The 22,939-nt window shown below is 68.4% G+C and carries 18 protein-coding genes; 6 read left to right on the top strand and 12 right to left on the bottom strand.

The window, feature by feature from the left end; translation table 11 throughout:
• Positions 1-15: 15 nt before the first annotated feature.
• A complete protein-coding gene (locus tag DK459_RS02860; protein ID WP_020924744.1) occupies positions 16-375 on the bottom strand; it encodes an NADH-quinone oxidoreductase subunit A in 360 nt (119 codons plus the stop codon).
• Positions 376-796: 421 nt separating this feature from the next.
• The gene (locus tag DK459_RS02865; protein ID WP_024068073.1) at positions 797-1,930 is read right to left on the bottom strand and encodes a porin; all 1,134 of its coding nucleotides are present in this window, start codon (positions 1,928-1,930) and stop codon (positions 797-799) included.
• Positions 1,931-2,367: 437 nt separating this feature from the next.
• On the opposite strand from DK459_RS02865, the gene DK459_RS02870 reads away from it, so the two are divergent.
• From DK459_RS02870 to DK459_RS02880, 3 genes are read left to right on the top strand one after another with little or no spacing between them, the layout of a single operon-like run.
• Positions 2,368-2,982: a TetR/AcrR family transcriptional regulator gene (locus DK459_RS02870; protein WP_054443114.1), complete on the top strand. Its 615-nt coding sequence runs from the start codon at positions 2,368-2,370 to the stop codon at positions 2,980-2,982.
• Positions 2,979-3,425, top strand: coding sequence for a PaaI family thioesterase (locus DK459_RS02875; protein WP_006389207.1), 447 nt, complete (start codon positions 2,979-2,981; stop codon positions 3,423-3,425). Before DK459_RS02870 ends, DK459_RS02875 begins: the two co-directional genes overlap by 4 nt.
• The gene (locus DK459_RS02880) at positions 3,422-3,856 is read left to right on the top strand and encodes an NAD(P)-binding domain-containing protein (protein WP_024068071.1); all 435 of its coding nucleotides are present in this window, start codon (positions 3,422-3,424) and stop codon (positions 3,854-3,856) included. The genes DK459_RS02875 and DK459_RS02880 overlap by 4 nt, the downstream gene beginning before the upstream one ends.
• Here DK459_RS02880 and DK459_RS02885 read toward each other — a convergent pair.
• The 7 genes from DK459_RS02885 to axyZ form a co-directional block, all read right to left on the bottom strand.
• A complete protein-coding gene (locus DK459_RS02885; protein WP_024068070.1) occupies positions 3,827-4,594 on the bottom strand; it encodes a phosphatase PAP2 family protein in 768 nt (255 codons plus the stop codon). The two genes, DK459_RS02880 and DK459_RS02885, sit on opposite strands and share 30 nt — an antisense overlap.
• Positions 4,591-5,427, bottom strand: coding sequence for a metallophosphoesterase (locus DK459_RS02890; RefSeq protein ID WP_024068069.1), 837 nt, complete (start codon positions 5,425-5,427; stop codon positions 4,591-4,593). The genes DK459_RS02885 and DK459_RS02890 overlap by 4 nt, the downstream gene beginning before the upstream one ends.
• Positions 5,424-6,398, bottom strand: a complete 975-nt coding sequence (locus DK459_RS02895) for a diacylglycerol kinase family protein (RefSeq protein WP_035184019.1) — start codon at positions 6,396-6,398, stop codon at positions 5,424-5,426. The genes DK459_RS02890 and DK459_RS02895 overlap by 4 nt, the downstream gene beginning before the upstream one ends.
• A 76-nt stretch (positions 6,399-6,474) precedes the next feature.
• A complete protein-coding gene (locus DK459_RS02900; RefSeq protein ID WP_035184015.1) occupies positions 6,475-8,274 on the bottom strand; it encodes a gamma-glutamyltransferase family protein in 1,800 nt (599 codons plus the stop codon).
• Between the two features lie 95 nt (positions 8,275-8,369).
• On the bottom strand, positions 8,370-9,872 hold the full coding sequence (locus tag DK459_RS02905; protein WP_024068067.1) for an ABC transporter substrate-binding protein: 1,503 nt from the start codon (positions 9,870-9,872) through the stop codon (positions 8,370-8,372).
• Between the two features lie 231 nt (positions 9,873-10,103).
• A complete protein-coding gene (locus tag DK459_RS02910) occupies positions 10,104-11,000 on the bottom strand; it encodes a LysR family transcriptional regulator (RefSeq protein WP_006389200.1) in 897 nt (298 codons plus the stop codon).
• An 86-nt stretch (positions 11,001-11,086) separates the two neighbouring features.
• On the bottom strand, positions 11,087-11,725 hold the full coding sequence (gene axyZ / locus DK459_RS02915) for a multidrug efflux transcriptional repressor AxyZ (protein ID WP_110134443.1): 639 nt from the start codon (positions 11,723-11,725) through the stop codon (positions 11,087-11,089).
• 242 nt (positions 11,726-11,967) lie between these two features.
• Here axyZ and DK459_RS02920 point away from each other — a divergent pair, with 242 nt between their 5' ends.
• The 3 genes from DK459_RS02920 to oprZ are packed head-to-tail and all read left to right on the top strand — an operon-like array spanning position 11,968 to position 17,675.
• Positions 11,968-13,143, top strand: coding sequence for a MexX/AxyX family multidrug efflux RND transporter periplasmic adaptor subunit (locus tag DK459_RS02920; RefSeq protein ID WP_038503001.1), 1,176 nt, complete (start codon positions 11,968-11,970; stop codon positions 13,141-13,143).
• 6 nt (positions 13,144-13,149) lie between these two features.
• The gene (gene axyY, locus DK459_RS02925) at positions 13,150-16,287 is read left to right on the top strand and encodes a multidrug efflux RND transporter permease subunit AxyY (RefSeq protein ID WP_006389197.1); all 3,138 of its coding nucleotides are present in this window, start codon (positions 13,150-13,152) and stop codon (positions 16,285-16,287) included.
• Positions 16,284-17,675: a multidrug efflux RND transporter outer membrane subunit OprZ gene (gene oprZ, locus DK459_RS02930; protein ID WP_054443116.1), complete on the top strand. Its 1,392-nt coding sequence runs from the start codon at positions 16,284-16,286 to the stop codon at positions 17,673-17,675. Before axyY ends, oprZ begins: the two co-directional genes overlap by 4 nt.
• Positions 17,676-17,684: 9 nt before the next feature.
• Here oprZ and DK459_RS02935 read toward each other — a convergent pair whose 3' ends face one another.
• Genes DK459_RS02935 through DK459_RS02945 form a run of 3 tightly spaced genes read right to left on the bottom strand, consistent with a single transcriptional unit; the run spans position 17,685 to position 22,933 of the window.
• Positions 17,685-18,347: a metalloregulator ArsR/SmtB family transcription factor gene (locus DK459_RS02935; protein WP_026382616.1), complete on the bottom strand. Its 663-nt coding sequence runs from the start codon at positions 18,345-18,347 to the stop codon at positions 17,685-17,687.
• Positions 18,348-18,372: 25 nt separating this feature from the next.
• Positions 18,373-19,803, bottom strand: a complete 1,431-nt coding sequence (locus DK459_RS02940; protein WP_024068064.1) for an efflux transporter outer membrane subunit — start codon at positions 19,801-19,803, stop codon at positions 18,373-18,375.
• A gap of 10 nt (positions 19,804-19,813) precedes the next feature.
• A complete protein-coding gene (locus DK459_RS02945) occupies positions 19,814-22,933 on the bottom strand; it encodes a MexW/MexI family multidrug efflux RND transporter permease subunit (protein WP_054443117.1) in 3,120 nt (1,039 codons plus the stop codon).
• Positions 22,934-22,939 lie beyond the last annotated feature (6 nt).

Consider the following 22,939-nt stretch of genomic DNA (forward strand, 5'->3'; position numbering starts at 1 on the left):
AAATAACCCGGAGGGTCATTCCCAGTCCAGCGCGCCCTTTTTCCATTCGTAGATGAAGCCGACGGTCAACACGGCGAGGAAAACCATGACCGTCCAGAAGCCGACGATTCCAACCGTGCCCTGGGCGATGGCCCACGGGAACAGGAACGCGATTTCCAGGTCGAAAAGAATGAACAGGATCGCCACCAGGTAGTAGCGCACGTCAAACTTCATGCGCGCGTCTTCGAACGCTTCGAAGCCGCACTCATAGGGGGATAGCTTCTCGGCGTAGGGACGCCGCGGGCCAAGGAGGGAGCCGGCCGTCAGAAGCGCGAACCCGATAAGGGTGGCCACTACGATAAACAGCAGGACGGGGAAATACTGTTGCAGGTTCATTCAGGCGTCCGTCAAATGCGCAAACCTTAGGATTGTAGCATTCGCGCGGTTACTTCCGGCTGAACTCTGTAGCGTGAACAGCGGGTGAAAGACTGCATTTCTCCAGTGGAACAATCGCAATCTTTGACGGGAAGCAAACAGCTTACTGCAATCGCTCCACGCCCGCGCCGCCAGTACCACAAAACGCCCGCACAGCGGCCACGCGCGACACCATTCACCCCCCCCTTCGCCGCTGATCGCGCACACCTCGCGACGACACACGACACCCGCCCGCACGCACCGCCATGCGCGCGGACCTGTCGCTTAAAAAAGCAGACATTTCGGACATAAAAAAAGCCACCCCGGAGGGTGGCTTCATATGAACGGGCCGAAGCCCGCTCATGCACTACGAATCGAGGCAGGACTTGCGCCCTGCTTTCGATTAGAAGCGGTGACGCAGGCCGACGCCGACGGCGGTCGCCTTGACGCCATCGTTGAAGGCGTAGTTCTTCGAGTACGAACCGTAGGCGTACAGGTTGGTACGCTTGGACAGGTCGTAGGTGTAGCCCAGCGAGTACACGTTCATCGTGGCGTCGTCGCCCGTCAGCTTGTCGTTCGACGGATCGACACGTTGCCACGAACCGAACAGGCTCGAAGCACCGCCGATCGGGGCCGACAGACCCAGCATGTACGAGTTGGCCTTGAAGCCATCAGCGAACGAGTTGTTGGTGAAGCCCAGGTCATTGCCGTTGGCCAGCGTGCCCGAAGCACCCGACGGATTCGACGTGGTGAACCAGCCATCGGTCGTGCGAGCGTAGGCCAGAGCCAGCTTCACGACTTCGAAGTCGTAGCTACCGCCGATCATGTACGAACGCGGGGTGGCGTCGACTTCGTCTTGGAACTGCTTGTTCGAAGCCTTCAGTTGGTCGTAGGACAGAGCCACGTTCAACGGGCCGTTGACGTAACGCAGACCGGTCGTGATGGCACGGACGTTGTCGGCGGTGCGGAAGCCCGAACGACGAGCGTCGGTGTTGCGATCATCAGCGCTGAACGAGTAGCCAACGCCAAACTGGAAGCCGCTGAACGACGGGGTTTGGTACATGACCATGTTGTCGTAGCGAGCGGTGTTGGCAGCGCTCATGCCGGTGCCGATGTTGGCGACGTTGAAGCCGGCGCCGAACGGATCGATCGAACCGAAGTACTTCGAGGCGATGTTGGTTTGACGACCGAAGTCCAGTTGGCCCCAGCTGTCGCTGGCCAGACCGACGGTGGCTTGGCGACCGAACAGACGACCGTCTTGAGCGGAGTTGCCGTTACCCGAGTTGAAACCCGATTCCAGTTGGAAAACAGCGCGCAGGCCGTCACCCAGATCTTCCGAACCACGCAGGCCCCAACGCGAACCGTTCTGAACGCCGTTGATCATGCCGATACGGCTGCCGTTGGCATCGCCAGCACCGCTGATCTTGTTGTAGCCGATACCCGTGTCGATGATGCCGTACAGGGTGACAGACGTTTCTGCCTGGGCGACACCGGCGAAACCGGCGAGCAGGGCGGCAGCGAGCAGAGTCTTTTTCATTTAAGAAATCTCCGTTGATTTGAGTGACAAGAGCAGCAATCCAGCAAACCAGCCTGCCGCCCCCCTAACTCCGCGAAGGGAAGTTGACGCTATTGCATCAAAAATCAGGGGGGCTGGCTATGGTAGACACCAGAAAAGTGCAGGTTTGCGACAGCCTTGTTGGGATATTGCAACATCAGACCAATCCCGCTAGGGCTAACCCTGAATTTTGCAAACGATCACGTATTCACGCGACTTTCAGCCCTGACCCCAATAATTCGCTGATACCGCCCTTATTTCTTTTGAACGATTTCCCCCGGTCCGCCAGCGTCCGGTTGAGGCCCTGCCGTCCCGCCGGCCCGCGCCCTTGCGTGGCCTGTTGGCGATGTCTCTAATAACGTTGTTATTTAAATAAATCGTCGATATTATTTAACAACATCTCAATCCCCTGGCTGCCGATGCCTACCTCAACTCCGCGCGCTGACCGCAACGAACGACTGAGCGCCCTGCGCCGCCAGATGATCCTGGACGCCGCGCAGCGCGTATTCGAGCGTGACGGCCTCGAAAAGACCACCATCCGCGCGATCGCCAAGGAAGCCGGTTGCACCACGGGCGCGATATATCCCTGGTTCGCCGGCAAGGAAATCCTGTACGGCGCCTTGCTGGACGAATCGTTGCAGCGCCTGCATGCGCATCTGCGGGCGGCGACCGCCGACTGCGCCCCCGCTGCCGCGGCGCGCCAGGCCATCCTGGCCTTTTTCGGCTACTACGCCGAGCGCCGCACCGATTTCTCGCTCGGGCTGTACCTGTTCCAGGGCCTGGGGCCGCGCGGCCTGGGCCGCGACATGGACGAACAGCTGAACGGCCGGCTGCGCCAATGCGTCGACGTGCTGGGCCAGGCGCTGGCCCGCACCAAGTCCTGGGCCGCCGGCGCGGTGCAGGTCGAGCAGATGAACGTCTTCACCTACCTCATCGGGCTGTTGTTGCTGTTGCACACCCGCCGCCTGAAATCCCTGGGCCAGCAGGCCGACGTCCTGCTGGATCATTATTGCCACGCGCTGGAACAACGATGACCTCCACCACCCTGCCCTGCGCCCAGGCCGAGGCGCCACTGATCAGCCTGGCCGACTTCCAGCTATTGCTGGCCGAACAGCATCCCTTTTCCCTGTTGCTGGGCATCGAGGTGCAACGGATCGGCCGCGGCACCGCCCTCGCCGTCCTGCCCGCGCGCGACAGCCACCAGCGCCTGGGCGGGATCGTCGCGGGCCCGATGCTGATGGGGTTGGCCGACCTGGCCATGTATGCCGCGGTGGTCGGCGCCACCGGACAGGCCCATGCCGTCACCGCCAGCCTGACCATCAACTTCCTGCGCAAGAGCCCGGCCGGGGCGGTCCACGCCGACGCCCGGCTGCTCAAGGTGGGCCGCCTGTCGGCGGGCGAGGTCATCCTGACCGCGGCCGGCGGCGGCGAACCGCTGGCCCATATCGTCAGCACCTGGTCGGTGCCCAAGCCATGAGCCTGCGCATCAGCATCGTGGGAATGGGGCGCACCGGCACCCAGGCGGCGCGGCGGCTGCTGGCGGCCGAGCCCGATATCGCCCTGACCGTCTATGACATCGACCCGGACCGCTGCGAGGACTTCCGCGGCAGCGCGACCCTGGCCACCTCGGCGCGTGAAGCCCTGGCCGAGTCGGACACCATCGTGCTGGCGCTGCCGCGCGAACGCGAGATCGACCGCACCCTGGAGCGCTTCAGCGACGGCGAAGTGACCGCGCCCGTGGCCGGCAAGCTGATCGTCGACCTGGAACCCCCGCCACCGGACCGGGCGCGCCGGCTCGACCAGGCGATCGCCACCGCCGGCGGCCGCTATGCCTGCGCCGCGCTGAGGTCGCGGGATATCCGCGGAACCGACGCGCGCCTACTGGATGCGCTGCTCCCGCCGCGCTGAAGCGCTCGCCCGTTCCGTCACGGCCACGCAAATGGCCAGCCAGGCGAAGCTGATGGCAAAACCCGCCGCCACGTCGCTGGCGAAGTGCACCTGCAACAGGACCCGGCTCAACCCGATCGCCATGATCAGCGCGGCGGCCAGCGCCACGCCTGGCAACCGCCAGGCCTGAGGCGCGAGACGCCAGGCCAGGTAACACGCCGCGCCGTACACCGCCATGGCCGCCGAGGCATGCCCGCTGGGGAAACTCCAGCCCAATGCCGTCGCGAAACCGTGGTCATGTTCGGGGCGGACGCGCTCGAAGCCGTGCTTGAGCAGCCGGTTGAGCGCCCCGCCGCCGCCGGTGGCAATGGCGCAGAAAGCAGCCAGGCGCCACTGCCGGTGCCACAGCAATGCGACCGTCATCGCGATGGCCAGCACCGTCAACAGGCTGCGATCGCCCAGGGTGGTGAACCACGACAGCAGCCACAGCACGGAATCCGCCATCGACATGCTCAGGGCGCCTGCCAGGGCGCTATCGAACTCGACCACCACGCCCGGTCGCGTCACGGCCGCGGCCAGCGACAGGAAGACGGCGCAGGCCAGGGCGACCGCGCCGGCGAAGCCAGCCAGGCGGGCCGCTGGCGCGGCCCGGACATAGGCCCGCGCCAGCAACACCGCCACGAGCGCGATGCCCGGCGGCGCCAGCATGAACAGGAGCAGCGCGTGAGACGCCACCCCAGCCGCGCAGGAATCGGTCATCGCGCCCCCGCCGGCAGGCCGGCCTGGCCATCGCCGCCAGCCGTCGTGACCAGCGTCCTGTCGGCCGGCACGAAAGCGTGGGCGCCAGCGGCGTAGTCCCAGCGCTCCACGTGGCAGACGCGCGTATCGCCCGTGGTTTCGCAACTGATCAGGTTGACCGAATTGGGGATATTGCCCCGCACCCGGCGCGAGCATGCGGTGCCGGCCTGCACCACCCAGCCGGCGGCCACGGCCGGGTCGACGCTGGCGGGCAGCACGTAGGGCAGGTGGATATGCCCCCCCAGGATCAGGTCGATCCCGGCCTGGGCCCAGGCGGCCAGCGCACGTTGGCGGCCGATCAGCAGGTTGGAGTGATCGGATTCGACCTTGGCGCGCATCGGGTGATGCGCCACCACCACCCGCAACTGCCCCGGCCTGGCCTGGCGCAGGCGCTGCGCCACGCGCGCGATCTGCGCATCGGAAATCTCGCCGTCCTTGCGGCGGCGGGGCCGCGTGGTGTTGACGCCGATGGCCAGCAGCCCGTCGGATTCATAGACCGGCTCGAGCACGGCGCCGAGCGCGCGCTTGTAGTTGCCGTAAGGATTGAGCGCCCGCGCGAACAGGTTGAAGAGCGGAATGTCGTGATTGCCCGGCACCGCCAGCACCGGCAGCGACAGGCGCTCGATGAACTTGCGGGCGGCGGCGAACTGGCCGCGCCGCGCGCGCTGGGTGATGTCGCCGCTGATCACGACCAATTCGGGTGAAAGTGATCGGGCCAGGTCCAGCGCGGCCTCGACCACCGGCTTGCGCTCGGTGCCGAAGTGGGTGTCGGAGAACTGCAGGATGCGCGTCATGGCCGCCCCTCTTCCGGGGCGGCGACCGGCACCACCAGCGGCAGAGGCGTGTCGGACACCTTGAATTCCAGCGGGGTGTCCATCCAGGATATTTCGCCGTCCATGGCGACCTTGACGCGGCGGCGCCCACGGATCGAGACCATCAGACGGTCGAAGGCGAAACTGACGACGTGCTCGGCCTCGCCCAGCCGGCTGAACAGGCCGCGCAGCAACAGACCGTACAGCGCCAGCGTGCCGACCGGCCGCGCCGCCATGGCCACCAGGTGGCCGCGGTCCAGTTCGGCGGGATCGATGCCGATATGCTCCAGTTGCAGGCGATTGTTGCCCACCACCAGCGTTGGCGAACGCAGGTCGCGCACGCGGCCTTCGTAGTCGAGCCGCAGGCTGAGCTGGCGCGGCGCGCGCATCAGCGTCACGAGCCCGGACCACAGCGCCACCAGGCGGCTGCGGCCGAAGCGCTGCTTGTAGGCTTCGCGGTCTTCGAGCAGTTGCGGGTACAGGCCCAGGCTGGCATTGACCAGGAACAGGCGGCCGTTGAGCAGGCCGACCTGCACCGGCCGCAGCTCGCCGCCCAGCAGGCCGCGCAGCGCGGCTTCGGTGTCCTGCGAGATGCCGTAGCGGCGGCCGAAGTAATTGAAGGTGCCTTGCGGCAGGATGCCGAACGGCACGCCCTGCCCCAGCACCTGGCCGGCGACGGCGTTGAGCGTGCCGTCGCCGCCGGCCGCGACCACGATGCCGCCGGCCTCGCGCGCCAGGGCCACCGCCTCGCGCGCGGTGGCGACCAGGCGCGACGGATCGTCGACCGGCATCAGCTGGAAGCGGCGGCCGGCCTCGTCGAGCACGCGGCGGATGATGTCCTGCAGCGCTTGCGCGTCGCCGCGCCCGGAGCCGGTGTTCAGGACGATGAAGAGGGGTTCGTGTCCCGTCAGGGGAGGAGCCCCGCTCGCCGGGCTCTGCTGGATAGGCGTCATGGGCAAAAGATAGCCCATGGCGGCAAATCGCCGCAACCGTGCCGGCGCGCGCCGGGCGGGCGCGCCGGCACGAGGCTCAGCGGCCGACCGCGTAGGCCTGCATCAGGCGCGGCGTGGCGGCCGCGTGCAGCAGGCCGTCGGCGTCGCGCGAGGCGGCGGTCAGGCGGCCGACCGACCATTGCGGCACTTCCTCGATCTGGTGGCCGCGGGCGCGCAGCGCGGCAATGGTCTCGGCGCCGAAGCCGCTTTCCACCGCCAGGTGCCCCGGCTTGCGGTCGCGCGGGTAGAACGAGGTGGGGAAATGCATGGTGTGCGACATCGGCAGGTCGATGGCTTCCTGCAGGTTCAGGCCGTGGTGCGCGTGGCGCAGGAAGAACAGCAGTTGCCATTGCTCCTGCTGGTCGCCGCCCGGCGTGCCGAATGCGAGATAGGGCCGGCCCTCGCGCAGCGCCAGCGACGGCGTCAGCGTGGTGCGCGGACGCTTGCCCGGCGCCAGCGTGCCCGGCAGCCCCTCCTCCAGCCAGAACATCTGGGCGCGGGTGTTCAGGCCGAAGCCCAGTTCCGGGATCACCGGCGAGGACTGGAACCAGCCGCCCGACGGCGTGGCCGAGATCATGTTGCCCCAGCGGTCGATGACGTCGACGTGGGTGGTGTCGCCGCGCTTGACCGAGGCGCGCATGTCGGCCAGCGTCGGTTCGTTGGTCGCGCTGCCGGGGGCCGACACCTTGGACAGCCGCTGCAGGGTGTCCATCACGCGCGCCACCTGCGCCTCGAAACCGGGGATCTGTCCGGGCCGCAGGTCCTGCGAGGCCTGCTCGCCGATGAGGGCGCGGCGCGCGTCGTTGTACTCGTCGGACAGCAGTTGCGCCAGCGGCACGTCGACGAAGGCGGGATCGCCGTAGTAGGCCTCGCGGTCGGCGAAGGCCAGCTTCATGGCTTCGGTGACGCGGTGCACGAACTCGGCGCTGGTCGGGCCGACGCCGGCCAGGTCCATGTCCTTGAGCAGCGCCAGGGTCTGCAGGAATACCGGCCCCTGGCTCCAGGCGCCCGCCTTGGCCACGGTGTAGCCGTGGTAGTCATAGGTGGCGGGCTGGTCGTAGCTGGCCGACCAGCCGGCCAGGTCGTCGGCGGTGATCACGCCGCGATGGCGCTGGCCGCTTTCGTCCATGACCTCGTTGCCGCGCGCGAACCTGTCGATGGCCTCGGCCACGAAGCCGCGGTAGAAGGCGTCGCGGGCCGCCTCGATCTGGCGCTCGCGGTCGGCGCCGGCCTGTTCCGCTTCCCGCAGCACGCGGGTCCAGGTGGCGGCCAGCGCCGGGTTGCGGAACAGCTTGCGGGCCTCGGGCACGTTGCCGCCGGGCAGGTAGACCTGCGCGGTGGTGGGCCAGTGGGCCTGGAAGAAGTCCTTCAGGCCGGCGATGGTGTTGGAGATACGCGGCATCAGCGCGTGGCCGTGTTCGGCGTAGTAGATGGCGGGTTCCAGCACGTCGCGCACGCGCATCGTGCCGTGGTCGCGCAGCAGCTGCATCCAGGCATCGAAGGCGCCGGGGATCACGGTGGCCAGCAGGCCGTTGCCGGGGATCAGCGCGAGGCCTTCGGCGCGGTAGCGCTCGAGCGTGGCGGCGGCGGGCGTGGCGCCCTGGCCGCACAGCACTTCGACGCGGCCGGTGCGGGCGGAATAGAACACCGCCGGCACTTCGCCGGCCGGGCCGACCAGGTGGGGCTCGACCACCTGCAGCACGAAGGCCGAGGCGACACAGGCGTCGAACGCGTTGCCGCCGCGCTCCAGCAGCGACATGCCGGCCGAGCTGGCCAGCCAATGGGTGGACGTCACGACACCAAAGGTGCCGAGGATTTCCGGGCGAGTCGTAAACATCATGGTGCGATCCTGTTGCGGACGGCGCGAGGCCGGCGGCCGCGAGAGACAAGTAAAAACGGGACCCGCAACCGGGTCCCGTGTCTGGCTCGATGCTACTTCCCGGCCAGGGTGACGCCCTTCAGGCGAATCAGGCCATCGGGATACGGCACGAAGCCTTCCAGCTTCTTCTGCGTGCCGAAGGTCCACGGCAGATAGAACAGGTAGACGATGGGACGCTGGTCCTGCATCACCGACAGCACCTGGTCGTACAGGGCGCGGCGCTTGGCCGTGTCCGGCTCGGCGCGGGCGTCGTTGAGCAGCTTGTCGGCCTGAGGGTCGCAGAACTTGCCGTCGTTCAGGTTGCCCTTGCAGCTCAGGTACTGGTGGATGTTGCCGCTGGGATCGACCCGGCCCGACCAGCCGCTCTGCCCGACTTCGAAGTCACCGCGGGCCAGCGACGATTGCAGCGAGGCGAACTCCACCGGACGCAGGGTGATGTCGAAGCCGGCTTCGGCGCCCATGGCCTGCACCAGCTCGAACACCTGTTGCATGGTAGTGTTGTTGCCGAAGGTGATCTCGAACTTGACGCGGTCGAAGCCCGCTTCCTTGAGCAGGGCCTGGGCCTTCCTGGGATCGCGGCCGGCGTGCTCGAACGACTTGTTGTAGGCGAAGCTGGCCGGCGGGAACGGCTGGTAGGCCGGCTGGTACTGGCCTTCGCCGATGACCTGGTTGAGCACGTCGCGGTCGATGGCCAGATCGAGCGCCTGGCGCACGCGCTTGTCCTTGGCCAGCGGGTTGTTGGCGCGCGCGCCGTTGCCCAGGTTGACCGAAATCGACTGGAAGCCCAGGCCCGTGACCGGCGCCAGGCGCAGGTTGGCGTCGTCCTTGACCGCCTTGGCATCGCTGGGCGCCACGCGTTCGATGATGTCGAGGTCGCCGGCGCGCAGGTTGTTCAGGCGCACGGTGTTGTCGGGGATCGGCGTGAACACCACGCGGTCGAAGTGGTAGTTGGCGGCGTCCCAGTACTTGGGAAATTTCTCGAGCACGATGCGGTCGTTCTGCACCCGCTCCTTGAACTGGTACGGGCCGGAGCAAACCGGCTTGCCGCCGGGGTCCTTGTCGAACGAGGCGGGCGAGATCATCATGCCGGCCCGGTCGGACAGTTGCGACAGCAGCGAGGCGTCGGGTTCGGACAGGTGCAGCACCACGGTGCCGGCGTCGGGCGCGTCGACGCTGGCCACGGTGGCCAGTTCGCTCTTGCGGTTGCTGTCGGGCAGCGTGCGGGCGCGGTCCAGGTTGGCCTTGACGGCAGCGGCGTCGATCGGCGTGCCGTCATGGAACACGGCATCGGTGCGCAGCTTGAACGTCAGGGTCTTGTTGTCCGGGCTGGTGCTCCAGGACTGGGCCAGCTGCGGCACGAACTTCAGGTCCGGCGTGATGTCGACCAGCTTGTCGCACAGCGAGGCGAACACGATGCGGCCGACAAAGGTGCGGGCGCGGGTCGGATCGAGCACGTCCGGGTCGTCCTGCAGGCCGACCCGCAGGGTCGATTGGGCGTGGGCCAGCCCGCTGGCCAGCATTCCCGCCATGGCCATGGCGAGGCAGAGTTTACGCATGAATGATCTCCGTCGATTCAGGCGGCCTGCTTCCCCGCGCGCCGACGGCACGCCGCCCGGCAATGAGGGAACAGACCCCGAGCCGTGCTGCATCGCCGGGCCCATCCCCCCGTTGCGCACGTTCTTGTTGGATTCTGCGCCAGGCGCGCGGCGATTGTATAGAGCGGCGGCCGCCAGGCGCCCGCCCCTGGTCCCGGACGACCGCCTTGCGGACGGAACGACGTCGATCCTTCAGGGCAACCGGCAGGGCGCCGAGAAATCCACCGCCTCCAGCACCGCTTCACGCAATCTGGCGACCAGCGGCCGGGCGTCGTCGCGCCGGTACTGGAATGAATACGGCAGCGCCGCCGGCGCCGGCTCGCAGTGCAGCACGCACAGGCTGCCTTCCGCCTGCAAGGCCTGCGCCCAGTGGCTGGGCAGCAGGCCGACGCCGGTGCCCTCGATCAGCAGGCCGGCAATGGCGCCCCAGTTGTTGCAGCACAGGCGCTCGCCGGCCACGTCGCGCCCGGCCAGCCAGTCGTCGATGATGCGCGTGGTGCCGGCGCCCGGCGGCAAGGTCACCAGCGGCAACCGCGCCAGCAATGCCGGCGACATGCGGGTGTCGCCCTCGAGCACGGCGGGCGCGGCGACCCAGGCGAACGCGGCTTCGCCGATCGGCGCGGAAGCGATGTTGGGCCGCGAGGAACGCCCGGCGATGACGGCGAAGTCCAGTTCGCCGTCGGCGACCCGCTGCTCCAGCACCTGGCCGATGTCCACGTAGGGTTCCAGCACCAGTTCGGGATAGGCGGCGCGCACCACGCCGATCAGGCGCGGCAGCCAGGTGAGCGCGGTCAGTTCGCCCACGCCGAAACGGCAGCGGCCGCGCAGGACCGGGGTTTCCGCCAGGGAGGCGCGAATCTGGTCGGCCGCGGCCAGCAGTTCGCGCGCCTGCGGCAGCAGCCGCTGGCCGGCGTCGGTCAGCACGGCCTTGTGGCCGCTGCGGTCGAACAGCGGCCGCCCCAATGCGTCCTCGAGTTCGGCGATGCGCTTGGACAGTGACGACACCGACAGGTGCAGGCGCTCGGCCGCCACGGCGAAACTGGCGCAGGTGGCGGCCCAGTAGAAGGCTTCGAGTTGCTTGAGGGTCATGGCCGGATTGTAGGGGCACGGCCTGGCGTGGCGGCGGCCGGCGCGGCATCGGGACGCGGGCTAACGGGTCGGCCGCGTCCAGGGGGTCAAGCGGCCTGCGGCGTCCGCAGTTGCGGCGACAGCCGCAGGGTGTCGATGGCGGCGCGGAGCATGCGCTCGACGCGCGGCCAGATATCGCCCTTGAGGCGATCGGACCAGCAGATAGTGCCGAACACGCCCTCGATCAGGGAGTGCAGGTAGACATTGGACAGGCGCACGTCCAGCGCGCGCGGCAGGTCTTCGCGGCTGACCGCGGCGCGCAGCAGTTTTTCGGAGGTGCGCAGGGCGTGGCGTTCCCACAGGTCGCGCCGGCGCAGGAGTGGCGCGTTCTCGTCGCTGCGCTCGCATTTCAGGTACAGGATTTCAAGCACGCGCTGCACCGAGCCTTCCTCGGCGTAGATGTGCACGTACTGGCGCATCGAGGCATACAGCGATTCCAGCGCCTCGCCGTCGGTCGAGACCCGGGTCAGCGACACGGCTTCGCCCAGGGCCCGGTCGCACATGGCGATGCAGACGTCGATCTTGTTCTTGTAATGGCCGTAGACGGCGCCCCGTGAAACGCCCGCGAAATCGGCGATATCGCTCATGGTGGTACTGGCCACCCCCTTGGACAGGAACACGTGCTCGGCGGCGTCCAGGATGCGGTCGCGGGTGCGTTGGGATTCTTCTTTCGTCTTGCGGGCCATACAAAGATCTCCTTGTAAATGAACGGGTTGCGGGGAAAAACGGATCGACGTGAAAACGGCGGCCCCGTTTGCGGAGGCCGCCGTCTGCGCACTGTAAAGATGTATGCAGCCGCCAGCATACTTTTGAACAAAACAATTAATCAAGCATGACGGATTAAATGATAGACTGCGGACCCCACAGGGAAAACCCGCGCACTTTCCCTTCCTCGCCCGCCATGGGCAACCCACAATAACTTCTAAAAATGTCGCACCGAGTCCCTCTCAGAACGCTCGCACTCGTATCCGTACTGCTTCTTGTTTCCGCCTGCTCGAAGAAGGAAGCCCCCGAAGCCGCCAAGGCGCCCGCCGAAATCGGCGTCATCGTGGCCAAGGCCACGCCCACCTCGGTGGCCAGCGAACTGCCCGGCCGGCTGGAGCCCTATCGCGAGGCCGAAGTGCGCGCCCGCGTGGCCGGCATCGTCACCCGCCGCCTGTATGAAGAAGGCCAGGAAGTGGCGCGCGGCGCCCCGCTGTTCCAGATCGATCCGGCGCCGCTGCAGGCGGCCTACGATTCCGAGGCGGCCGCGCTGGCGCGCGCCCAGGCCAACCTGTCCGCCGCCGCCGACAAGCTGCGCCGCTACGCCGACCTGGTGTCGGACCGCGCCATCAGCGAACGCGACCACGCCGAGAGCGTGGCCGAGGAACGCCAGGCGCGCGCCGAAGTGGCGTTGGCCAAGGCCAACCTGCAGAGCGCCAGGCTGCGGCTGGAATACGCCCGCGTCACCTCGCCGATCGACGGCCGCGCGCGCCGCGCGCTGGTCACCGAGGGCGCGCTGGTGGGCGAAGGCCAGGCCACGCCGCTGACCGTGGTGCAGCAGCTCGACCCGATCTACGTCAACTTCTCGCAGCCCGCCGCCGAGGTCATGCAGTTGCAGAAGCAGATCCGCGCCGGCGCGCTGGAGGGCGTTGCGCCCGACAAGATGCGGGTGCGCCTGCTGCTGCCCGACGGCTCCGAATACGGCCAGGGCGGCACGCTGTCGTTCGCCGACCTGGCGGTGGACCCGGGCACCGACAACGTGACCATGCGCGCGCTGTTCGACAACCCGGACCGCGTGCTGCTGCCCGGCATGTACGTGCGCGTGCGGCTGGAACAGGCCGTCAACCGCGACACCTACCTGGTGCCGCGCGACGCCCTGCTGCGCAATGCCGACGGCGCGCACCTGCTGGTGGCGGGCGACGACGGCGAGCTGCGCAGCGTGGCGGTGGCCGCGCACCGCCTGCTGGGGCCGAACTGGGTCATCACCGAGGGGCTCGAGGGCGGCGAACGTGTGGTCGTGGAAAACGCCGCGCAGCTGGCCCCCGGCCAGAAAATCAAACCGGTCGAGCGGGCCGCGCCAAGCGCGCCCATGGCGACCGCGGGAAATAACGAAAAAAGGTAAACCGCCATGGCGCGTTTCTTTATCGATCGCCCCGTCTTCGCGTGGGTGATCTCGCTGCTGATCGCGCTGGTCGGCCTGTTGTCGATCCGCGCGCTGCCGGTGGCGCAGTATCCGGACATCGCTCCGCCGGTCGTCAACATCGGCGCCAGCTATCCCGGCGCCTCGGCCAAGGTGGTCGAGGAGGCTGTCACCGCCATCATCGAACGCGAGATGAATGGCGCCCCGGGGCTGATGTACACCTCGTCCAGCAGCGACTCGACCGGCTGGGCCAGCATCAACCTGACCTTCAAGCAGGGCACCAACCCCGACATCGCGGCGGTGGAAGTGCAGAACCGCCTGAAAGCAGTCGAACCGCGCCTGCCGGAATCCGTGCGGCGCGACGGCGTGCGCGTGGAGAAGGCCGCCGACAACATCCAGCTGGTGGTGTCGCTGAAGTCGGATGGCAGCCTGGACGACATGCAGCTGGGCGAACTGGCCGCATCCAATGTGCTGCAGGCGCTGCGCCGGGTCGAAGGCGTGGGCAAGGTGCAATCGTTCGGCGCGGAAGCGGCCATGCGCATCTGGCCGGACCCGGCCAAGCTCACCGCCCTGTCGCTGACGCCGGGCGACATCGTCTCGGCCCTGCGCAGCCACAACGCGCGCGTCACCATCGGCGAACTGGGCAACCAGGCCGTGCCGCAGGACGCGCCGCTGAACGCCAGCATCGTGGCGGGGGAATCGCTGCACACGCCGGAACAATTCGCCAACATTCCGCTGCGGGCGCAACCGGACGGCGCCACGCTGCGCCTGAAGGACGTGGCGCGGGTGGAACTGGGCGGCACCGACTACATGTACCTGTCGCGCGTCAACGGCATGACGGGCACCGGCCTGGGCATCAAGCTGGCGCCGGGCTCGAACGCGGTCGAGACCACCCGCCGCATCCGCGAAACCATGCACGAACTGGCGCAGTACTTCCCGCCGGGCGTGAGCTGGGACATCCCGTACGAGACCTCCACCTTCGTCGAGATCTCGATCCAGAAGGTGCTGATGACGCTGCTGGAGGCGGTGGCCCTGGTGTTCTGCGTGATGTACCTGTTCATGCAGAACCTGCGCGCCACGCTGATCCCGACGCTGGTGGTGCCGGTGGCGCTGCTGGGCACCCTGGGGGTGATGCTGGGGCTGGGCTATTCGATCAACGTGCTGACGATGTTCGGCATGGTGCTGGCCATCGGCATCCTGGTGGACGACGCCATCGTGGTGGTCGAGAACGTCGAGCGCATCATGGCCGAGGAAGGCCTGTCGCCGCATGACGCCACGGTCAAGGCCATGGGCCAGATCAGCGGCGCCATCGTCGGCATCACGGTGGTGCTGGTGTCGGTGTTCGTGCCGATGGCGTTCTTCGACGGCGCGGTCGGCAACATCTATCGCCAGTTCGCCGTGACGCTGGCGGTGTCGATCGCCTTCTCGGCCTTCCTGGCGCTGTCGCTGACGCCGGCGCTGTGCGCCAGCCTGTTGAAACCGATCCCGGCCGGCCACCACGAGAAGCGCGGCTTCTTCGGCTGGTTCAATCGCGCCTTCGCGCGCCTGACCACGCGCTATACGGCGCGCGTGGCCGGCGTGCTGGCGCGGCCGGTGCGCTTCGGGCTGGCCTACGCGCTGGTGATCGGCGTGGCGGCGCTGCTGTTCGCGCGGCTGCCGTCGTCGTTCCTGCCCGACGAGGACCAGGGCAGCTTCATGGCCATGGTGATCCTGCCGCAGGGTTCGCCGCAGGCCGAGACCATGGCCGTGGTCAAGGACGTCGAGCGCTACATGATGGAGCACGAGCCGGTGCAGTACGTGTATTCGGTCAACGGCTTCAGCCAGTACGGCAGCGGCCCGAACTCGGCCATGTTCTTCGTCACGCTCAAGGACTGGAAGGAGCGGCGCGATGCCTCGCTGCACGTCGATGCGGTGGTCAAGCGCATCAACGAGGCCTTTGCCGACCGCAAGAACCTGATGGTGTTCGCGCTCAACTCGCCGCCGCTGCCGGACCTGGGCTCGACCTCGGGTTTCGACTTCCGGCTGCAGGACCGCGGCGGCCTGGGCTACGAGGCCTTGACGCAGGCGCGGCAGAAACTGCTGGCGGCGGCGGCCGAGCATCCGGCGCTGACGGACGTGGTGTTCGCCGGCCAGGAAGAGGCGCCGCAGCTGCAGTTGCGCATCGACCGCGACAAGGCGCAGGCCATGGGGGTGCCGATCGACGAGATCAACACCGCGCTGGCGGTGATGTATGGCTCGGACTACATCGGCGACTTCATGCTCAACGGCCAGGTGCGGCGCGTGACCGTGCAGGCCGACGGCAAGCGCCGCGTGGACGTGGACGACATCTCGCGCCTGCACGTGCGCAACCTGCAGGGCCAGATGGTGCCGCTATCGGCGTTCGCCACGCTGAAGTGGTCGATGGGGCCGCCGCAGTTGAACCGCTACAACGGCTTCCCGTCGTTCACGATCAACGGCTCGGCCGCGCCGGGCCACAGCAGCGGCGAGGCCATGCGCGCCATGGAAACGCTGGCGGCCGAGCTGCCGCGCGGCATCGGCTTCGATTGGTCGGGCCAGTCGTACGAAGAGCGGCTGTCCGGCAATCAGGCGCCGGTGCTGTTCGCGCTGTCGGTGCTGATCGTGTTCCTGGCGCTGGCGGCCCTGTACGAAAGCTGGTCGATTCCGCTGGCGGTGATCCTGGTGGTGCCGCTGGGCGTGATCGGCGCGCTGCTGGGGGTGACCGTGCGCGGCATGCCCAACGACATCTACTTCAAGGTCGGCCTGATCGCCACCATCGGCCTGTCGGCCAAGAACGCGATCCTGATCGTGGAAGTGGCCAAGGACCTGGTGCGCGATGGCCAGGGCATCCTGTCCGCCACGCTGGAAGCGGCGCGGCTGCGGCTGCGGCCGATCGTGATGACCTCGCTGGCCTTCGGCGTGGGCGTGCTGCCGCTGGCGCTGGCCAGCGGCGCCGCCTCGGGCGCGCAGGCCGCCATCGGCACCGGCGTGCTGGGCGGGATCATCACCGCGACCGTGCTGGCGGTGTTCCTGGTGCCGCTGTTCTTTCTTATCGTGGGGCGCATGGTCGGCATGCGCGCCCGTCCCGCGCGCCCCACGGGCCGCGAACCGCTGGAGACGACGCCATGAAGCCCGTGGCAATGACCCTGCTGGCGCTGGCGCTGTCCGGCTGCTCGCTGGCGCCGACCTATGAGCGCCCCGCGGCGCCCGTGCCGGCGCAGTACGACACGCCGGCGCAGGCCGGCCAGGCCGCCGCGCCGCAGGACTGGCGCGCCTATTTCAATGACCCCGCGCTACAGGCCTGGATCACGGCCGCGCTGGCCAACAACCGCGACCTGCGGGTCGCGGCGCTGCGCATCGAAGAGGCGCGCGCGTTGTATGGCGTGCAGCAGTCCGAACGCCTGCCGGCCATCGACGCCAGCGGCGAATTCAGCCGCGGCCGCTTTACCGAGCCGGGCCAGTCCGGCACCGCGGTGTCCAGCCGTTATCGCGCGGCCGTCGGCATCACCGCCTTCGAGCTGGATTTCTTCGGCCGGGTGCGGAGCCTGTCGGACGCCGCGCTGGCGCGCTACCTTGCGAGTGAAGAAGCGCATCGCGCCGCGACGCTGGCGCTGGTGGCGGAAACGGCCACGGCCTACTTCAACCAGCGCTCGCTGGCCGAACAACTGCGCCTGACCGACAGCACGCTGGCGCTGCGCGAGGCCTCGCTCAAGCTGACCCAGCGCCGCTACGACGCCGGGCTGGAAACCGCCATCGGCCTGCGCACCGCGCAGATGCTGGTGGAAAGCTCGCGCGCCACGCGCGCCGAGCTGACCCGCGAAGCCAGCCTGGCGCGGCACGCGCTGGGCCTGCTGGCGGGCGATTTCGCGCTGCCGCTCGGCGTCGATCCGGCGCCGCTGGAAAGCCAGAGCCTGACGCCGCTGGCGGCGGGCCTGCCGTCCGAGCTGCTGACGCGCCGTCCCGACCTGCGCCAGGCGGAACAGGCGCTGCTGGCAGCCAACGCCGATATCGGCGCGGCGCGCGCGGCGTTCTTCCCCTCGGTGCAGCTGACCACGGACATCGGCACCACCGCCGACCGCTTCTCGGACCTGTTCAGCGGCGGCACCGGCGGCTGGAGCTTCGCGCCGCGCCTGACGCTGCCGATTTTCAACGCCGGCCGCAACCGCGCCAACCTGTCGCTGGCCGAGACCCGCAAGCACATCGCCGTGGCGCAGTACGAGGGCAGCATCCAGGCGGCGTTCCGCGACGTGGCCGACGCCCTGTCGGCGCGCGACGCGCTGCGCGACCAGATCGAGGCCCAGCGCAAGGTGCGCGACGCCGACCGCGAACGCCAGCGGCTGGCCGAGAGACGCTACACGCGCGGCGTGGCGAACTACCTGGAGATGCTGGAGGCCCAGCGCAGCCTGTTCGAATCGGAACAGGAATACATCCGGCTGCAGCAGCGCCGGCTGGTCAATGCGGTGGACCTTTACAAGGCGCTGGGCGGCTGGGACGACGGCAAGGCGCCGGCCTCGTGATGCCTGCCGTCAGGGGCGCGGGCTGATGCGGTAGGCGCAGCGGCGCGCGCCCAGCAGGATGTGCTCTTCACGCTCGACGCGCACGTCCTCGCCCAGCACCTGGCGGAACAATTCCAGTTCGCTGCGGCAAAAGCCCATACAGGCCTGGGCGGCGGCGCAGATGGGACAGTGGTTTTCGATGAACAGGAAATCATCGCCATCCCGGCGGGTTTCGGCCATGTAGCCTTCCGCCGACCGCACCCGCATCAGGCTGTCGACGCGCTGCGCCAGGTCGCGCGCGCCTTGCAGCGCCTGGCGGTAATTGGCTAGCATGGCGGCCTCGCGCACCGAGATCAGCTTGTCGACGCCCTCGTCGCCGAACACCTGGCGCACGGCGTTGATCATCTGCACCGTCATGTCGGCGTGCGTGTCGGGAAAACGGCGGTGGCCGGCGTCGGTCAGGAACCAGATCTGCGTTGGCCGGCCGCGCCCGGCGCTGCGGCTTTCCGAATCCACCAGGCCGTCCGCGTGCAGGCGCGCCATCTGCTGGCGCACCGCTTCCGCCGTGACGTCGAGCGCCTTCGCGATGACCGCGACCGACTGCGGGCCGCGTGTCTTGAGCGTCATGAGCACGCGGTCCGCAGGCTGGTGCGGCTGCCAGGAGAGGGGGTGGGACAGGTTGTCGTCGGACATGGAAGATCGGAAAGGCGCCAAGCCCCTATGGTGCCACGGATTGCGCCTCCCAGCCGCCGCCCAGCGCCTTGTAGAGGGCGACCAGGCTGGTATAGGAAGCCGTTTCGGCCACCGCCACCGCGTCCTGCGCCCGCAGCTGCGTGCGCTGCGCGTCCAGCACCGTCAGGTACGGCGCGCTGCCTTCGCGATAGCGCAGGCGCGCCAGTTCCGCGGCGCGGCCGCTATGGGCAGCCGCCTGCGCCAGGTTGCCAAGCCGCTGCTGGGTCTGGCCGTACTGCGTCAGCGCCCCCTCCAATTCCTCGACCGCCTGCAGCACGGTCTGTTCGTAACGCGCCACTTCGCCCTGCGAACGGGCCTGGGCGGCGCGCTTGCGGGCCAGCGCCGTCGGCAGGTGGAAAGCCGGCCAGTTCACGCCGGGCGCCACGCTGAAGGCGCGGCTGGACGCGCTGCCGAAATCGGCGCCGCGCAGGGCCACGAAACCAAGGAAACCGCCCAGGTCGATGCGTGGGTACAGCTCGGCGGTGGCCACGCCCACGTCGGCGTTGGCGGCCGCCATGTTGCGCTCGGCCGCCAGCACGTCGGGGCGGCGCGCCAGCAAGGCGCCGACGTCGCCGATGGGCAGGCGCGCCGCCAGCGGCGCTTGCGGCGTGGCCGCGTCCAGTTCGCCCAGTTCCGCCGGACGCAGGCCGGCCAGCACCGCCAGCCGGTACAGCGCCAGGCGCCGGGCGGTTTCCTGCAACGGCACGCTGGCCTGCACCGTTTCCAGTTCGGCGCGGGCGCTGGCCAGGTCGCCCTCGTCGCCGCGGCCGGCCGACACCATGGCCTGGATCACGCGCAGGCTGTCGCGCTGGCTCTCAAGATTGGCGCGCGCCACCGCCAGGCGTTGCTCCGCGCCGCGCAATTCGAAGTAGTTGCGCGCCACTTCGGCCGCCACCACGATGCGGGCCTGCGCCAGGTCGGCGGACTGGGCCTCGCTGCGCGCCGCGGCGCCCTCGGCCGCGCGCCGCAGGCGGCCGAACAGGTCGATCTCCCAGGTGGCGTCAAAGCCCGCGCGGTAGCTCTTGGCGAGATTGCGCTCGCCCGTCACGCCGGGGTTGGCTTGCGACAGGCTGCGCTCGAAGCGGCCGCCGAGCGTCACCGTGGGGAACTGGTCGAGTTCCTTTTCGTCCAGCACCGCGCGCGATTCGGCCAGGCGGGCCTGGGCAATGCGGATGTCGTGATTGCGTTGCAGCGCCAGGGTGATCAGGCGGTCCAGTTGCGGGTCCTGCAGCTGCTTCCACCAATCCTGCTGCACCCGGTCGGTGGAGAACAGCGCCTGCTCGGGACTGGCCAGCGCCACCGACGCGGCCTGGGGTTTCTGGTAGTCGGGACCGACGGCGCAGCCGGCGGTGGCCAGCGCGGCCAGCAGCGCCAGGGTGCCGCGACGCAGGCGTATGGACAGGTCGGGATGTTTCATGATCGGTTCCTCAATGCGATTCGGCCGGGCGCGACGTTGCCGCCGGCAGTCCGTCCTCGGCCTGCGCCCGGGCCAATTCACGGGCGCGGGGCGTGTCGTTGGCGGCGCGGTGGTCGCGCGCCAGCACGGTGTAGACGGTGGGCAGCACGAACAGCGTGAAGAGCGTGCCGACCAGCATGCCGACCACGATCACCAGCCCCAGGCTGTAGCGGCTGTGGGCGCCGGCACCGCTGGCGAACAGCAACGGGATCAGGCCCACCACCATGGCGGCGGTGGTCATCAGGATCGGGCGCAGGCGGATGCGGGCGGCGTGCTCCATGGCGCTGCGCCGGTCCAGGCCGTGGCTGACCTGCATCTCGTTGGCGAATTCCACCATCAGGATGCCGTGCTTGCTGATCAGGCCGATCAATGTCACCAGCCCGATCTGCGTGTAGATGTTGATGGTCGCCATGCCCAGCGCGAGCGGGATCAGCGCCCCGCAGATCGACAGCGGCACGCTCACCAGGATGATGAACGGATCGCGCAGGCTTTCGTACTGCGCCGCCAGCACCAGGTAGATGACGATGATGGCGAAGATGAAGGTGATCATCAGCGCCGAGCCCTCCTGGCTGAACTGGCGCGCATCCGACTGCCAGTCGTAGCTGAAGCCGGCCGGCAGTTCCTGCGCCTGGCGCGTCAGGAACTGCACCGCGTCGCCCATGGTCACGCCGGGCATCGGGATGGCCTGGAAGGTGGCGGCGTTGAGCTGGTTGAACTGGGTCAGCTTGTTGGGCTCCACGCCCATCGACACCGAGACGATGTTCGACAGCGGCACCTGCGCGCCGCTGGCGCTCTTGACGTAGTACCGCGCCAGCGATTCGGGCGAGATGCGCTGCTCGCGCAGGCTTTGCGGGATCACGTCGTACGAGCGGCCGTCCATGCCGAAACGGTTGACGTAGTTCTCGCCCACCAGCACCGCCAGCGTGTCGCCCACCGCCTTCATGGTGACGCCCAGGCTGTTGGCCTTGGCGCGATCCACCTTCAATTGCACCACCGGGTTGTTGTAGTCCAGGTCGCTGTCGACCACCATGAACAGGCCGCTGGCGCGGGCCGCCTGCTTCAGGTTTTCCATGGCCTCGTACACCACCGGATAGTCTGCCGCGCTCATGATGACCATCTGCACCGGCAGGCCGCCGGTCGAACCCGGCAGCGGCGGCAACTGGAAGGCGAAGATATTGCTGCCCTCGATCTGGTTGACCATAGACTGCATGTCGGCCTGGATCTGGTCGGCCGAGCGCTTGCGCTGCTGCCAGTCGACGAAGTCGACGCCGCCGATGCTGTTGGACACGCCGTCCGAGCCATTGATGAGCCAGCGGCCCTTCTGCTCGGGCAGCGTCGCCATCACGTCGTCCCACTTCTTGCCGAACTTCTCGACGTAGTCGATGTTGGCGTGCTGCGGCGACTTGATCGCGGTGAGCACGGTGGACTGGTCCTCGACCGGCGCCAATTCGCGCTGGGCGGCGTTGTACAGGAACGGCAGGCTGGCCATCACCGCCACCGCCACCAGGCCGGTGACCCAGCGGTGGTGCAGCGACACGTCCAGCAGCCGGCCGTAGGCCTGGCCCAGGCGATTGAAGAAGTGTTCGGCACGGCGCGCCATCCAGCCCTCGGATACGTGGCTATTGAGCAGGAACGAGCTCATCACCGGCGACAGCGTCAGCGCGATCACGCCCGACACCACCACCGCCCCCGCCAGCGTGAAGGCGAATTCCTTGAACAGCGAACCGGTCAGGCCGCCCATCAGGCCGATCGGCGCGTACACCGCCGCCAGCGTGATGGTCATGGCGATGACCGGGCCGGCCACCTCGCGCGCGCCGATCAGCGCCGCGCGCACTGGCGACTTGCCTTCTTCGATATGGCGGTGCACGTTCTCGACCACCACGATGGCGTCGTCCACCACCAGGCCGATGGCCAGCACCATGGCCAGCAGCGTCAGCAGGTTCACGCTGAAGCCGAACAGCGCCATGATGGCCGCGCCCCCCAGCATCGACAGCGGGATGGTGACCACCGGGATCAGCACCGCGCGCAGCGAGCCCAGGCACAGGAAGATCACCGCCACCACGATGACGATGGCTTCCATCAGCGTGTGCACCACGCCGTCGATCGAGGCGCTGATGAAGCGCGCCAGCTCGAACGGCACCTGCACGCTGGTGCCCGGCGGCAGGTTCTGCTTGATGTTGGGCAGCAGTTCGTTCAGGCGCTTGACGATCACCAGCGGGTTGCCGACCGGCGTGGCGTTCAGGCCGAAGTACACGGCCGGCTCGCCGTCCATCAGGCCGCTGGAATCGGTCGAGGCCGCGCCCAGCTCCACGGTCGCCACGTCGCCCAGGCGCACGATGGCGTCGCCCTCGCGCTTGACCACCATGTCGCGGAATTCGGCCACGTTGACCAGGTCGGTGTTGACCTTGATGTTGGACACCACGTACAGGCCCTTGGCCTGGCCGGGCGCCGCCTGCACGTTGTTCTGGCGCAGGGCCTCGGCCAGTTCGCCGGCCGAGATGCCGCGCGCGGCCATCCGGTCGGGATCGAGCCAGACCCGCATCGCCAGCTTCTGGCCGCCGTACAGTTCCACGCTGGCCACGCCGTCGATCGACGACAGTTGCGGCTGCACCACGCGCGACAGGTAGTCGGTCAGCGCCGGCAGCGACATGGTCGAGCTGGAAAACCCCACGTAGGCCACGGCCGTCGCCTCGCCGGCGGACTTGACCAGCACCGGGTCGTAGGCGTCCTGCGGCAGGCGGTATTTGACTTCGTTGACCTTGGCCATGACCTCGGTCATGGCCTTGTTGGAATCGGCGTTGAGCTTCATGCGCACCGTGATCACGCTGCGGCCCTGGGTCGAGGACGACGACAGGTAGTCGATGCCTTCGACGGTGGCGACCGATTGCGCGATGGGCTGGGTGACGAAGCCCTGCATCAGGTCGGGCGAGGCGCCCGGGTACTGCGTGGTGATGGTGATGGTGGTGCTTTCGGTCAGCGGGTACTGGCGGATCGGCAGGCCGCTCAGGGCGCGCAGCCCCATCAGCAGCAACAGCGTGCTGACCACCAGCGCCAGCACCGGCCGGCGCACGAACAGATCGGTGAACTTCATGATCGG

The organism is Achromobacter sp. RW408, assembly GCF_003184165.1.
Taxonomy (GTDB): Bacteria; Pseudomonadota; Gammaproteobacteria; order Burkholderiales; family Burkholderiaceae_B; genus Achromobacter; species Achromobacter xylosoxidans.

Coding starts and splice junctions, on each gene's coding strand:
- DK459_RS02880 (WP_024068071.1), top strand. CDS start 3,422: ATGAGCCTGCGCATCAGCATCGTGGGAATGGGGCGCACCGGCACCCAG.
- DK459_RS02890 (WP_024068069.1), bottom strand. CDS start 5,427: ATGACGCGCATCCTGCAGTTCTCCGACACCCACTTCGGCACCGAGCGC.
- DK459_RS02905 (WP_024068067.1), bottom strand. CDS start 9,872: ATGCGTAAACTCTGCCTCGCCATGGCCATGGCGGGAATGCTGGCCAGC.
- DK459_RS02940 (WP_024068064.1), bottom strand. CDS start 19,803: ATGAAACATCCCGACCTGTCCATACGCCTGCGTCGCGGCACCCTGGCG.
- DK459_RS02885 (WP_024068070.1), bottom strand. CDS start 4,594: ATGACCGATTCCTGCGCGGCTGGGGTGGCGTCTCACGCGCTGCTCCTG.
- DK459_RS02870 (WP_054443114.1), top strand. CDS start 2,368: ATGCCTACCTCAACTCCGCGCGCTGACCGCAACGAACGACTGAGCGCC.
- DK459_RS02895 (WP_035184019.1), bottom strand. CDS start 6,398: ATGACGCCTATCCAGCAGAGCCCGGCGAGCGGGGCTCCTCCCCTGACG.
- DK459_RS02910 (WP_006389200.1), bottom strand. CDS start 11,000: ATGACCCTCAAGCAACTCGAAGCCTTCTACTGGGCCGCCACCTGCGCC.
- DK459_RS02865 (WP_024068073.1), bottom strand. CDS start 1,930: ATGAAAAAGACTCTGCTCGCTGCCGCCCTGCTCGCCGGTTTCGCCGGT.
- DK459_RS02860 (WP_020924744.1), bottom strand. CDS start 375: ATGAACCTGCAACAGTATTTCCCCGTCCTGCTGTTTATCGTAGTGGCC.
- DK459_RS02935 (WP_026382616.1), bottom strand. CDS start 18,347: ATGTCCGACGACAACCTGTCCCACCCCCTCTCCTGGCAGCCGCACCAG.
- DK459_RS02920 (WP_038503001.1), top strand. CDS start 11,968: ATGTCGCACCGAGTCCCTCTCAGAACGCTCGCACTCGTATCCGTACTG.
- oprZ (WP_054443116.1), top strand. CDS start 16,284: ATGAAGCCCGTGGCAATGACCCTGCTGGCGCTGGCGCTGTCCGGCTGC.
- DK459_RS02945 (WP_054443117.1), bottom strand. CDS start 22,933: ATGAAGTTCACCGATCTGTTCGTGCGCCGGCCGGTGCTGGCGCTGGTG.
- DK459_RS02875 (WP_006389207.1), top strand. CDS start 2,979: ATGACCTCCACCACCCTGCCCTGCGCCCAGGCCGAGGCGCCACTGATC.
- axyY (WP_006389197.1), top strand. CDS start 13,150: ATGGCGCGTTTCTTTATCGATCGCCCCGTCTTCGCGTGGGTGATCTCG.
- DK459_RS02900 (WP_035184015.1), bottom strand. CDS start 8,274: ATGTTTACGACTCGCCCGGAAATCCTCGGCACCTTTGGTGTCGTGACG.
- axyZ (WP_110134443.1), bottom strand. CDS start 11,725: ATGGCCCGCAAGACGAAAGAAGAATCCCAACGCACCCGCGACCGCATC.